Below are 12,972 nucleotides of genomic sequence, written 5' to 3'. Positions count from 1 at the left end.
AGGGAGCCGCGTTTGCGGCGCTCCTCCAAACTGCGCGTTTTACGCTTCGAAGTGAACCGGCTCGCCGGCCTGCTGCGTCGCGTACTCCGACAGCGCGGCGAAAAACTCCGCGCCGCTGCGCGTGTCACGCCACTCGCCATCGACGAAACGGAAGTGGAAACCGCCCGCTTTCGCGGCGATCCAGATCTCGCTCATGGGCGGCTGAAGGTTGACGATAATCTTCGAGCGATTCTCGAATTCGAGGGTCAGGACGTTGCCGCTGCGCTCGAGTTCGATGTCGGCATCCGTGTCGTCCAGCGCGCGTTCGATGGCGGCTAGCGCGGCTTCCGCGCGGGTCAGGTATTCACTATCGGACATGCTAAACTCCATCGATTATTTATTCAGGGACAGTCATGCGAGTCGTATCTCGGATGCGCGCGGCGGCGCCCGGCCGCGCGATTGTAGCGGTTTTGGCCATTCTCGCAGGTTGTGCACTTGCCGGCTGCGGGCAACGCGGCTCGCTCTATTTGCCCACCGTGCCGCCGCTGCCGGCCAAGCCGATCGATCGCACGCAAACCCCGCCGGACGTCGCGCAATCCGCCCCGGCAACCTCCACCGACCTGAGCACCGTTCCGGATACCTCCGGCACGCCGCTTTCGTTGGCGCCGGAAAACGAACTCGCCACGCCGCCCGCCTCCGCTGCATCCGCTACGGCGGCCCCGCTGCCGGCCTCCGCCGCTAAATCCGTTCAATAAGACTTTCGCATGACTCGATCCGCATTTGACTACGTCAACGGCGTGCTGCACGCCGAAGGCGTGTCCGCCGTCTCCCTCGCCGAGCAGTTCGGCACACCGCTGTACGTGTATTCGCGCGCAGCGCTCACCGAGGCGTGGAACGCCTACGCAGGCGCTTGTGCCGGCCGCCGTGCGAGCGTGCACGTCGCCGTCAAGGCCAATAGCAACCTCGCGGTGCTGAACGTGTTCGCACGCCTCGGCGCCGGCTTCGACATTGTGTCCGGCGGCGAACTGGCACGCGTGCTGGCCGCTGGCGGCAAAGCGGAAAACACCGTGTTTTCCGGCGTCGGCAAGAACGCGAACGAAATGCGCGAGGCGCTCGCGGCCGGCGTGAAATGCTTCAACGTCGAATCGATTCCCGAGTTGGACCGCCTGAATGCGGTCGCCGCGGAAATGGGCAAGAAGGCGCCCGTCTCGCTGCGCGTGAATCCCGACGTCGACGCGAAGACGCATCCGTATATCTCGACCGGCCTGAAGTCGAACAAGTTTGGCGTCGCATTCGAAGACGCACGCGCCACGTATCAGGCGGCCGCAGGCATGGCGAATCTCGAGGTGGTGGGGATCGACTGCCATATCGGCTCGCAGATCACCGAGGTCGCGCCGTATCTCGACGCGGTCGACAAGGTGCTGGAACTGGTCGAGCAGATCGAGCAGGACGGCCTGAAGATTCGCCACATCGACGTGGGCGGCGGCCTCGGCATCACGTACGACGACGAAACGCCACCGGAAATCGGCGAGTTCGTGCGCACCGTGCTCGATCGCATCGAAGCGCGCGGTCACGGTCATCGTGAAGTGTATTTCGAGCCGGGCCGCTCGCTGGTCGGCAATGCGGGCGTGCTGCTTACGCGCGTCGAATTTCTGAAGCCGGGCGCGGAAAAGAACTTCGCTATTGTCGACGCGGCCATGAACGATCTCGCGCGCCCCGCCATGTATGAGGCGTATCACGCGATCGACCCTGTCGTGAAGCACGACGTGCCGGCTCACGTGTACGACGTGGTCGGCCCGGTTTGCGAGAGCGGCGACTGGCTTGGCCGCGAACGCTTGCTGGCGATTGAACCGGGTGATCTGCTGGCAATCCGCTCGGCCGGCGCGTACGGCTTCGTGATGAGCTCCAACTACAACACCCGTCCGCGTGCGGCCGAGGTGATGGTTGATGGTACACAGACGCATGTGATTCGCGCCCGCGAAGAGGCCAGACAGCTGTTTTCGGGCGAAACGATTCTGCCGGCGTAACCTTCAATAGTTGCGTAAACGTAAAAAGGCGATGCCGCAGCGGCATCGCCTTTTTACGTTTACGTGAGGTGCGCTAGCGCCGGTCAATGCGCCTTCGACATCCGGTCACGCAACCAGACGACCAGACGCCAGCCGAGCAACGCCACCATGATCGCGCCGTAAATCTTCGGCAAGATCAGATCATGCTTACCTGCCTTCATCCACCAGAAGTGCAGGATCGCGAGCGCGCCGATCGCATAGATGGACCGATGCAGCATCTGCCAGCGGCGCCCGAGCTTGCGCACCATCGCGCGCGGCGACGTCGCGGCCAATGCGATCAGCAACACGAACGCCGCGAAGCCCACCGTGATGAACGGCCGCTTGCCGATGTCCTTGATGATCTCGGCGACGTCGAACCACTTGTCAAACCACAGGTAAGTGGTGAAATGCAGCGTCGCGTAAAAGAACGCGTAGAGCCCGAGCATGCGGCGAAAGCGCACGAACGCGGCGACGCCGGTGAGCCGGCGCAACGGCGTCACCGCCAGCGTGATGCAGAGAAAGACGAGCGTCCACAGACCCGTCGAACGCGTAATGAACTCGATCGGATTCGCGCCGAGCCGGTCGGTCAAGCCGAATAGCACGATGCGCGCGAGCGGATACCACGCTGCGATAAACACCGCGACCTTGACCGGCACGATCCAGCGCGCGCCAGCGGCGGGCCGCCTCGCCGCCATCGGCGATGCGGGCGCCTGCGCGCGCGAAGCTGGGCGTGCGGGTTGAGCGCCGGGCTGAACGGGCTGAGCAGCAGGTTGCGTATCGGAAGCCATGGTCGCGCCGCCTAGAAATTCTTCTTCAGGTCCATGCCCTGATAAAGCGACGCGACCTGATCGCCGTAGCCGTTGAACATCAACGTCTTGCGCTTGGGTGTGAAGAAACCGTCCTCGCCGATACGCCGCTCGGTCGCCTGACTCCAGCGGGGATGGTCGACGTTCGGATTCACGTTCGAATAAAACCCGTATTCGTTCGACGCGTACGTGTTCCAGCTGGTTGGCGGCTGCTTGTCGAGGAAACGGATCTTCACCAGCGACTTCGCGCTCTTGAAACCATATTTCCATGGCACCACGACGCGCACCGGCGCGCCGTTCTGATTGGGCAGCACCTGACCGTACAGACCCATCGTCAGCAAGGTCAGCGGATTCATCGCTTCGTCCATGCGCAGACCTTCGGAGTACGGCCAATCGAGCACGGGCGTCGACAGTCCGGGCATTTGCGACGGATCGGCCAGCGTGATGAATTGCACGTATCTGGCGTTGCCCGTCGGCTGCACGCGCTTGATCAGCTCCGAGAGCGGCACGCCGATCCACGGAATCACCATCGACCAGCCTTCCACACAGCGCATCCTGTACACGCGCTCCTCGAGCGGCGCGAGCTTGAGCAATTCGTCGATGTCGTAGACCTTCGGATTCCTGATCTCGCCCTCGACGCTCACCTTCCACGGATGCGGCCGCAGCGTCCCGGCGTTGCGCGCAGGATCGGCCTTGTCGGTGCCGAATTCGTAGTAGTTGTTATACGTGGTGATGTCCTTGTACGGCGTGATCTTGTCGAGCGCAACGAATCGGGTATTGGTCTTCGCCGCCAGCTTCTGCGCCTTCGGGTCCGGCGACGCGTAAGCCGCCAGCGCCTCGCCGTTCACACCGATCAGACTGCCGAGCGCCACCGCGCCGGCCGCCTGCAACACACGCCGCCGGTTCTGAAAAACACGTTGCGGCGTGATTTCGCTGCGCGCAATGTCGTCGCCGCTGAGTTGAATTCTGTCGCTACGCTTGATCCACATCGTGGTACTCCTTGCCGGCCCATCGGTCCATGCAGCTTAAGGGGCCATATTGATGATCGCTCGCCCGGGCGTCCGTCCAGTCATCCATAGGTACTGTGAGAACGAACACTCTGGATGCAGCAAATATTCCATCGGCCATAAAAAAACCGCCGGTGCGAAGCACACGGCGGTTTTGCGTCGGTTCAGAGCGGCAGAGCTTACAGTTTGCCGTAACTATGCAGGCCCGACAGGAACATGTTGACGCCAAGGAAGGCGAAGGTCGTCACCAGCAGCCCGGTCAATGCCCACCATGCCGCGACCGCGCCGCGCAGCCCCTTCATGAGCCGCATATGCAGCCATGCCGCATAGTTCAGCCAGACGATCAGCGCCCACGTTTCCTTCGGATCCCAGCTCCAGTAACCGCCCCAGGCTTCAGCGGCCCACAGCGCGCCGAGAATCGTCGCAATCGTGAAGAACGCAAAACCGACGGCGATGGATTTGTACATCACGTCGTCGAGCACTTCGAGCGCCGGCAGGCGGTCGGCCAGCACGCCACGCTCTTTCGCCAGATACGCGACGCCCACCATGGCGGACAGCGCGAAGCTGCCATAACCGATGAAGTTGGCCGGCACGTGAATCTTCATCCACCAGCTTTGCAGCGCCGGAACGAGCGGCTGGATCTGCTGTGCGTCACGCGCCACCGAGTACCACATCAGGAAGCCGACCGCAGCGCTGATGACCAGCAGCACGAACGCGCCGAGCGCGCGGGTGTTGTAGTGCTGTTCGTAGTACAGATAGAAGAGCGCGGTGATCAGGCTGAAGAGCACGAACACTTCGTACAGGTTCGAGATGGGAATATGGCCGACATCCGCGCCGATCAGATACGACTCGTACCAGCGCACCATCAGGCCGACAAAGCCCATCAGCACCGCCGCCCACGTCATCTTCGAGCCGATCGCCGCACCGGTCGGCGAACGCGACAGCAGGCCGATCCAGTAGAACACGGTGGCGAACACGAAGAGCGCGCTCATCCACAGGATGGCGGACTGGCTCGACAGGAAATACTTCAGGAAGAACGCGTTATCCGCGCGGCTGAGATCGCCGTGGTAGATCTGGATGGCCAGCAGCGAAAGCGCCGTGATCCCCACCATCAGCGGACGCACCGGTTTCCAGCGCCAGCCGAGCACCATGAACACCGGCACGGCGCACACCAGCACCAGCTTGTCGTAGTAATTCATGAACGGGTGATAGCGCGACAGCGCAAACCCGGCGCCCGCGACCATCGCGACGGCAAATAGCCAGTCGACAATGCCGAGCCGTTTCAGGAACGGCCGCTCGTCGTACTGCGCGACGTTGGGCGTTTCACTCGCGAGCGCCTTCCTGGGCCGCGAGGGGGAAGAAGAGGATGAGGAAACCTGAGTCAAGTCCATGATCTTACCGGGTCGAATCGTGTGAGCTTGCGGACGGCGCGCCGGCGTTGCCGGAGGCGCTGGCGGCGTCGGATGCTTCAGCGAGTTTGGCGCCCAACGCGGCGCCTACGGCGTCGCGCGTCTGGACGAATTCTTTCTCGAAGTCGAGCGTCTTGCGCGCGCTCGACATCGCCATCACGACATGCGTGCCGTGATCGGTATCTTTAAGCCAGAACCAGAGGCGCCGTTCGCGGACGTAGAACATCGAAAAGATGCCTAACACGAGGAGCAGGCTGCCAAGATACACGACTTTTTTGCCCGGCGCGCGCGTCAGCTGAAATACCGAAGCTTGCACCTGCTTGAAAGAGTCAAGCTGCAAGTAGACCGGCGATCCATACAAAAAGCTGTCGGATATCGCGTTGATCGAGCTCTGGATGAAGCGGCTGGCGTCCGCATTGGCCGTCGCCTCGGGCTCGCCGAGCTGCTGGCGGGACAGCTGGTACAGATCCCATGTGGAGCCTTCGAGCATGCGCAGCAGCAGGCCGGCGGCCTTTTCCTGTTCGCCCTTCGGCACCGAATGGTCGATAAAACCGGCGATGGCCTGGAAGCCGCCAACCGTCTGCCCGTTCGGCATCTTGATCCCGTTATCCGCGCCCGCAAAAAGGGTCAGCACGCGCAGCGCGCTTTCTTCGAGATGCTGTTGCAGTTCCGCATTCGCGCCAGGCACCGAGCGCAGCGCGAAACGGTGAGCGGCCGAGGCGCGCATGGCCGGATCCTCGAGCGTGGCGCGCAGATTCATCCATTCCTTGACCGTGCCGCCGCTGTCGGCGGGAATGCGCAGATAGCGGAACGGATCGTCCGGATTCACGCGCATGCCGGCGAGGAACATTCTTTCGCCAGACACGTCGACCGGCAGCATGTAGTTGTTGTATTCGCGCGCCTGGCCGTCCTTGTCGCGCACCTTGTATTGCACCGACGGGCCGACGTTATGCAGATCGAGCGGCTTCGAGGTCTTCGCACCGGAGCCGAGGCGCTCGTCGAACGCTTCTTTCAGCGTGCGATGCGCCGCGACGCCGCGCGCGTCGGTCTGGCCGCTGCCATTCTGGATGTTTTCCACGTTGATAGCTCGGAAATCGGTGAATTCCACCGTCTGGCCATCGGCAAGCGGCGTGGCCGAGCTCAACGGCGCATTGCCGCCGATCGTGCCGCCGAACGGCGCGGTCTTCGCGCTGGCGCCGCTCATCGGGTAGGCCGTCATCTGCATTTGCGAGCCGCCGTCCTGGAAGCTCGATTGATAGATCGACACGCCGTCGTAAGTGAATGGCTTGTTCACTTCGACACGGGCCGGCACCCGCGCGCCGGTCTTGTGATCCACCACCACGATGTCGCTCGCGAACAGCTTCGGCATGCCCGTCGAGTAGTAATCGACGATGAACTTGTTCAGCTCGATCGAAAACGGCAGATCCTGAATCAACGAGCCGTCCGGCTGGTTCAGGATCGCCGTGGAAACGTGCTGCCCTTCCGGCACCCACGCGTAGCCGCGGAACGTGGGGTTCGATTGCGACAGACGATGTTCCGGCGGAATGTCATTGATCACCGTGTTGGCGCGAATCGGCGACTTGTCGAACAGCCACATTTGCAGCTTGATCGGCAGATTGCTGTCGAGCAGACCGCCTAGGCAGATCACCACGATCGCCAGGTGAGCCGAGATGTAGCCGAACTTGGTCAGCGCGCCGCGTTTGGCGGCGATCAAGGTCGCGCCGTCGGACTCACGCGTGACGAACTTGTAGCCGAGCTTGGCCGAGAGTCTGGCGAGCACGGCCGAGGTCTGCGCGCGCGTGCCCTGCACCGCGAACTCGCCTTTGTGATGGAACGCGCGCAGGCTGCCTTCGCGGACCTTGTCTTTCCAGCTCTTCGCGTCGGCGACCATTTTCGGCGCATTGCGGATCACGCACAGCGACACCGACACCATCAGGAAGCCGAGAATCAGCATGAACCACCACGAGCTGTACACCGTGTACAGGCTCAGCGAGCGGAAGATGTCCGCCCAGAACGGGCCGAACTGATTGACGTAGTTGGGGTACGGATCGTCCTGCGTGAGGACGGTGCCAATGATGCTGGCGATCGACAGAATCACGAGCAACGAAATGGCAAAACGCATCGAACTCAAGACTTCGATGACGCTGCGCGTAATGCGATTGCCCGACTTCGACTGCAAACCCGACGTGGTGACGCTCATTCATACTCCGACTGAACAGCAAAAAAGGGTGAAGGGCTGTCGTAGGCACGACGCCCCCACCCTTTTCTTGTTTTGTACCGGCCTCGCCGGGCCGGTTGCACTTGCGTGCGGACTCGCAAGAGAGCCGGGCCATCCCAGGTTTTCTCCCTCTCGGGGAGCCCGGCGCGAAACGCCAGGTCTGGGCGCCCTCTATCCTAATGCAAGCCCGCGATGTAATCGGCTACAGCCTTGATCTCACTGTCCGACAGACGCGTTGCAATAGCATGCATTGCCTCGTTGTTGTTACGTGCGCCGGAACCTTGCGTGAACGCGGTCAACTGCGCCACCGTATATTCCGCCCACTGCCCCGACAGGCGCGGATACTGCGACGGAATTCCCTGACCGGTCGGCCCGTGGCAGCTTGCGCAGGCCGGCACGCCCTTGTCGGCAATGCCGCCGCGATAAATCTTCTGGCCGAGCGGAACGGTGTCTTTGTTGTGCGCGTAGCCGGGCTTCGGGGTCTGCGCAGCGAAATAAGCCGCGACATTGACCATATCCTGATCGGACAGCGCCGCAGCCATGCCCGCCATGATCGCATTGTTGCGCGCTGGCTGCTTGGCGCCCGGCTGGGTCTTGAAGTCGTTGAGTTCCTTGACGAGATACTCAGGGTGCTGGCCCGCCAGCTTAGGATATGCGCCGCCGGCGCTATTGCCGTCGGCTCCGTGACATGACGCGCACACCTGCACCGCGATTGCCTGCCCCCGATTGACGTCCGGCTTTACCGGATCTGCTGCTCGTGCCTGAATTGCCAAACCTGAAAGACCTGCCGCTACATGAAGCACCATCAGAGTCTTGCTCAGTCGATTCATTCGCACACCCTGTCTCGTCTTGTGGGATTTTTAGAGAGCCCCTAAACCTGCCGACTTGCGCCAGGCCCGGCGTTTTCTTGAAGGTTTTGCAAAATACGACGGCGACCGAGTGACCGCCGGGAGCCGCCAAGGCACGCGGGCCGGCCCCCTCAGGTTTTCAGTAAACCATCGTATTGTACAATAACTCGCTAATCGCTAAGACGCCAGTCGGGCTTGACCCGTCCCCACTCCGGGTTCCCCGGCGTCTCGAATTCTGGCCTGATCATGTCCTTCCTGCTCCACCAATCCCGCTTTTTCACGACCGTCAATCACTTGCGTGATTTGCCGGCCACTTCGCAACCCGAGATCTGCTTTGCGGGACGCTCGAACGCGGGCAAGTCGACGGCCATCAATATTCTGTGCAATCAGAAGCGGCTGGCCTTCGCCAGCAAGACGCCAGGACGCACGCAGCACATCAATTACTTTTCGGTGGGCAAGGCGGAGGAGCCGACCGCGCATCTGGTCGATCTGCCGGGCTACGGTTACGCGGAAGTGCCCGGCGCGGCCAAGGCGCACTGGGAAGCGCTCCTGTCCACCTATCTGCAGTCGCGCTCGCAATTGCGCGGCATGATCCTGATGATGGACTCGCGCCGCCCGCTGACGGATCTGGACCGCCGCATGATCGAGTGGTTCGCGCCGACCGGCAAGCCGATCCATACGCTACTCACCAAGTGCGACAAATTGACACGTCAGGAAAGCGTGAATGCGTTGCGGGCGACGCAAAAGGGTCTGGCTGAATATCGCGCCGCCGGCTATCGCGGAGAATTGACCGCTCAGCTGTTCTCGGCGCTCAAGCGTATCGGCATCGACGAAGCGCACGAGCTGATCGAAAGCTGGCTTATCCCCGACACGAAGGGCGAAACAGAGGCCTCTCAGTAAGCAGGGTGAGCACCGCCAGGTAACGGAAAACCGCCATTGCGGCTGCCCATAAAAAAACCCGCCGCTTTAACGGCGGGTCAAACAGCCTAATCGAAAAAACGACAGGCACCCGCTCAGGGAGGAGAAGCGGGGAGGTCAGCGCAAGGCGCCTTGCTCGATCGGTATGATATACCATTGTCTCGAAAAGTTTCCGGCAGCCGAGGCAGGCGTTACTTGTCCACTCCACACATCCACGTTTCTTCGATTCGTCTATGAGCTTCTATCCGCACTACCGTCCGCGCCGCATGCGCCGCGACGACTTCTCGCGCCGCCTGATGCGGGAAAACATCCTCACCACCAACGATCTGATTTATCCCGTCTTTATCGTCGAGGGCACCAACGTGCGGCAAGCCGTTCCGTCGATGCCGGGAGTCGAGCGCGTGTCGGTGGATCTGCTGATGGGCGTGGCTGAGCAATGCGTCGAACTGGGCGTGCCCGTGTTGGCGCTGTTTCCGGCCATCGAGCCTTCGCTGAAAACGCCCGACGGCCGCGAAGCGACCAACCCGGCTGGTCTGATTCCACGCGCGGTTCGCGAACTGAAAAAGAACTTCCCCGAGCTGGGCGTGCTCACCGATGTCGCGCTCGATCCCTACACGAGCCACGGCCAGGACGGCGTGCTCGACGAAGCCGGTTACGTCATCAACGACGAGACAGTCGAGATACTGGTCGAACAGGCACGTGCGCAGGCTGAAGCGGGCGTCGATATCGTCGCGCCTTCGGACATGATGGACGGCCGCATCGGCGCAATCCGCGAGATGCTCGAGAGCGAAGACCATGTCCACACCCGCATCATGGCTTATGCCGCCAAGTTCGCGTCGGCGTTTTACGGCCCGTTCCGCGATGCCGTAGGCTCCGCCACGAACCTCGGCAAGAGCAACAAGATGACCTACCAGATGGACCCGGCCAATTCGAATGAAGCGCTGCGCGAAGTGCAGGCGGACATCAACGAAGGCGCGGATATGGTGATGGTCAAGCCGGGCATGCCGTATCTGGATATCGTGCGCCGCGTGAAGGATGAGTTCCAGTTCCCGACGTACGTGTACCAGGTGAGCGGCGAGTACGCCATGCTGAAGGCAGCCGCACAGAACGGCTGGCTCGATCACGATAAAGCGATGATGGAATCGCTGCTGGCGTTCAAGCGGGCCGGCGCGGACGGTGTGCTGACCTATTTCGCATTGGATGCCGCGCGGATTTTGCGCTCGCAGAAGTAACTCGGCGCGCCGCCTTTCGAAGCGGCTCAGGCGTTGAAATGGACGGAGGCCGGCTGGTTTGTCGTGCCTCCCTGCGTTTTTTGTTCGGCACGTGTCTCCGTTAGACCCCGGTCCCACGCGCCCGATCCAGACTGCGCAAGAACTTATCCGCCGACTCATATCCGACGACGCGCAGCACTTCCTTGCCACCCTGATCGAAGAAGATGATCCCCGGCGGCCCGAACAGGCTGAAGCGCTTAAGCAGCGTTTGATCGTCGGCGTTGTTTGCGGTGACGTCCGCGCGCAGCAGATTCAACTGCTTCAATTTCGCCTGCACGCGCGGGTCGCTGAAGGTGAACTTCTCCATCTCTTTACAACTGACGCACCAGTCGGCGTAAAAATCGAGCATAGCGGGCTGTGCGGCCGTTTTGACGGCCTCGTCGAGTTCAATCGATGTACGCACCGGGGCGAACGTCAAATCGCTCTGTGACGCGCCGTCAGGCCTATACGACGCGTTCGCCACACCCACTTCCCCGCCGCGCGCCGCCAATACGGCGAGCGGGCGCAGGGGATCGGATGAGCCCGCAGCCAGCCCGACCAGCAGGACCGTCGCCCAGACGGCCAACGCGGCGCCGATGCCTCGGCCAAGCCGGCGCCACACGGACGCCTGCGCGACGGGCGCCGAGAACAAGCCGAGTGAGGCTGCTGCGATCAACAACCAGAGCGCGCTCAGAAGCATGGTCGCAGTCGCGCCGAGTACCGGCCAGACGATCCACAGCGCCGCTGCGAGCAATACCACGCCGAAGAACACCTTGACGCCGTCCATCCAGGCGCCGGCGCGCGGCAACAGCGTGCCTGCGCCAAGACCCAGAATGAGCAGGGGCACACCCAGGCCCAATCCCATTGAGAATAGCGCTGCACCGCCGAGCACGGCGTCGCCCGTATGCGCAATGAACGCCAGCACGGCGAAGAGCGGCGCGGTCATGCAGGCGCCGACCACCAGCGCGGACAGCGCGCCCATCAGAGCAACGGCAGCGAACTTGCCGCCGGAGCGACCCGCCGAGGCGCGTGAAACGCCGTCCTGCCAGCGCCGCGGAAGCGCGACGTCGAAGCCGGCAATCAGGGTCAGCGCGAAAATCGTCAGCAGCACGCCAAATGCACCGAGTACCCACGGATTTTGCAACCATGCGCCGAGACTTTGGCCGATCAACGCGGCAGCAATGCCAAGCGCCGTGTACACGAGCGCCATGCCGAGCACATAAGCAGCCGACAATGCGAATCCGCGGGCACGTGTCACTCGCGCGCCCTCCCCGATGATGATCGCTGAGAGAATAGGAATCATCGGGTAGGAACATGGGAGCAGACTGAGCACGGCGCCGGCGACGAAATAAAGTCCGACGATCGCGAAGAAGCCGCCGCCTTGCAGCAGCGACTGCGCGTAGTCTGCGTTGGTGGCGCGCTCATACCATGAGGTGCCCGCAGCGGATGACTGTCCTGACTGTTGCGCGACATCGGCGCTGGCTGCTTCTGGACCGCCGGCTGCCTGCAGAGCCGCGCCGCCTACGTGGTACACGCTCTCCATCGGTGGATAGCAGATGCCGGCATCAGCACAACCTTGCGACGTCACCGCGAGATCGAAGGGTCCGGCCGCCTGTTTAACGGGAATGCGGATCGTCAACTCGTTCCGGTACGTCTCGACGTTCTTGTTGAAGGTCTGATCGAACTTGACGTGGCCGGCCGGTAGTTGTGGCTCGCCGATCGTCGTCGTGCCGTTGCGTGTCGCGAAGGCGAAGCGCTCCCGGTACATGTAGTAGCCATCCGCAATCTTGTAGGTCACGTCGACTTCGCCGGGTTTCTCCGTCGCGCTGAATTTGAAAGCGGCTGCGGGATCGAGGAAGTCGTCCGCCGCGCGAGCGAGCGCGCCGAATTGCACGAGGACAAGACAACCGGACAGGAAAAACAGGCTACGCAACGCATTGCGCGCACGCCGGTCGAGACCTTTAAACATGGAGGGGACGTTGGGTTTCAGCAGTGATCCACTGGCCGTACGCGGCCGATGCCGTCGCTTGCCACGAGAGGATCTCCGGCGTGTCGTAGGGATGGTGGGCCTGAATGTAGCGCTCGAGTTCGAGCGCGCGTGCCGAGCTGGTCTTGAACAGTAACTGGATCTCCTGCGCCGTTTCGATTGCGCCCCGCCAATGATAGCTGGACTGCACGGCGCCTAGCTGAGTGACGCAAGCGCATAGCCGGGTGGCCAGCGCATCCGCGGCGAGCTTCTGAGCCACGGCCGCATCAGGCACCGTCGTCAGAATCAAGGTCACATTCAAGCTCACAAATGGCTCCGGCAAGGCACGATTCAGTTGCCGTTATCGTATCACCTAGCCTTGCCCTACCGCAGACGGCTCCGCGACTACGGTGCGCGGCATATGGCCGTCACGGCGACACCGCCGTAACACGTTCTGACGCTGATCGGCGCCCGGTCCGTCAACCTCGGGCTGCCAAACTCGCACTCGCCTCTGTCCGGCTTCGGA

The 12,972-nt window shown here is 62.3% G+C and carries 12 protein-coding genes; 4 read left to right on the top strand and 8 right to left on the bottom strand.

Annotated elements, in window-relative coordinates:
- Positions 1–39: 39 nt before the first annotated feature.
- The gene (cyaY, locus tag NE850_RS32230) at positions 40–357 is read right to left on the bottom strand and encodes an iron donor protein CyaY (RefSeq protein ID WP_007180162.1); all 318 of its coding nucleotides are present in this window, start codon (positions 355–357) and stop codon (positions 40–42) included.
- A gap of 35 nt (positions 358–392) precedes the next feature.
- Between cyaY and NE850_RS32225 the strand changes: the two genes are divergently transcribed.
- Together NE850_RS32225 and lysA are read left to right on the top strand one after the other, a co-directional pair.
- Positions 393–734 (top strand): LPS translocon maturation chaperone LptM, encoded by a 342-nt coding sequence (locus tag NE850_RS32225; RefSeq protein ID WP_007180161.1) that lies wholly within the window; start codon positions 393–395, stop codon positions 732–734.
- A gap of 9 nt (positions 735–743) precedes the next feature.
- Positions 744–2,006 (top strand): diaminopimelate decarboxylase, encoded by a 1,263-nt coding sequence (gene lysA / locus NE850_RS32220; RefSeq protein WP_007180160.1) that lies wholly within the window; start codon positions 744–746, stop codon positions 2,004–2,006.
- A gap of 83 nt (positions 2,007–2,089) precedes the next feature.
- Here lysA and msrQ read toward each other — a convergent pair whose 3' ends face one another.
- The 5 genes from msrQ to NE850_RS32195 all read right to left on the bottom strand — a co-directional run bounded on the left by msrQ (position 2,090) and on the right by NE850_RS32195 (position 8,294).
- Positions 2,090–2,812, bottom strand: a complete 723-nt coding sequence (gene msrQ, locus NE850_RS32215) for a protein-methionine-sulfoxide reductase heme-binding subunit MsrQ (RefSeq protein ID WP_007180159.1) — start codon at positions 2,810–2,812, stop codon at positions 2,090–2,092.
- 11 nt (positions 2,813–2,823) lie between these two features.
- A complete protein-coding gene (gene msrP / locus NE850_RS32210) occupies positions 2,824–3,819 on the bottom strand; it encodes a protein-methionine-sulfoxide reductase catalytic subunit MsrP (RefSeq protein WP_007180158.1) in 996 nt (331 codons plus the stop codon).
- 197 nt (positions 3,820–4,016) lie between these two features.
- Entirely contained in the window at positions 4,017–5,228 is a 1,212-nt protein-coding gene (gene ccsB, locus NE850_RS32205; protein ID WP_007180157.1) for a c-type cytochrome biogenesis protein CcsB, read from the bottom strand.
- 4 nt (positions 5,229–5,232) lie between these two features.
- Positions 5,233–7,446 (bottom strand): cytochrome c biogenesis protein ResB, encoded by a 2,214-nt coding sequence (locus NE850_RS32200; RefSeq protein ID WP_007180156.1) that lies wholly within the window; start codon positions 7,444–7,446, stop codon positions 5,233–5,235.
- A 194-nt stretch (positions 7,447–7,640) separates the two neighbouring features.
- On the bottom strand, positions 7,641–8,294 hold the full coding sequence (locus tag NE850_RS32195; RefSeq protein ID WP_007180155.1) for a cytochrome c: 654 nt from the start codon (positions 8,292–8,294) through the stop codon (positions 7,641–7,643).
- Between the two features lie 264 nt (positions 8,295–8,558).
- Here NE850_RS32195 and yihA point away from each other — a divergent pair, with 264 nt between their 5' ends.
- Positions 8,559–9,212, top strand: a complete 654-nt coding sequence (gene yihA, locus NE850_RS32190) for a ribosome biogenesis GTP-binding protein YihA/YsxC (RefSeq protein ID WP_007180154.1) — start codon at positions 8,559–8,561, stop codon at positions 9,210–9,212.
- Between the two features lie 251 nt (positions 9,213–9,463).
- Positions 9,464–10,462 (top strand): porphobilinogen synthase, encoded by a 999-nt coding sequence (gene hemB / locus NE850_RS32185; protein WP_007180153.1) that lies wholly within the window; start codon positions 9,464–9,466, stop codon positions 10,460–10,462.
- Between the two features lie 100 nt (positions 10,463–10,562).
- Here hemB and dsbD read toward each other — a convergent pair whose 3' ends face one another.
- Positions 10,563–12,449 carry a protein-disulfide reductase DsbD gene (gene dsbD / locus NE850_RS32180; protein ID WP_310699860.1) on the bottom strand — a complete coding sequence of 629 codons (1,887 nt, stop codon included), beginning with the start codon at positions 12,447–12,449 and terminating at the stop codon, positions 10,563–10,565.
- Positions 12,442–12,774, bottom strand: a complete 333-nt coding sequence (cutA, locus tag NE850_RS32175; RefSeq protein WP_007180151.1) for a divalent-cation tolerance protein CutA — start codon at positions 12,772–12,774, stop codon at positions 12,442–12,444. The genes dsbD and cutA overlap by 8 nt, the downstream gene beginning before the upstream one ends.
- Positions 12,775–12,972: the final 198 nt, after the last annotated feature.

The organism is Paraburkholderia sp. USG1, assembly GCF_031570135.1.
Lineage (GTDB): Bacteria > Pseudomonadota > Gammaproteobacteria > Burkholderiales > Burkholderiaceae > Paraburkholderia > Paraburkholderia dioscoreae.
This window is presented reverse-complemented; position numbering and strand designations above follow the sequence as displayed.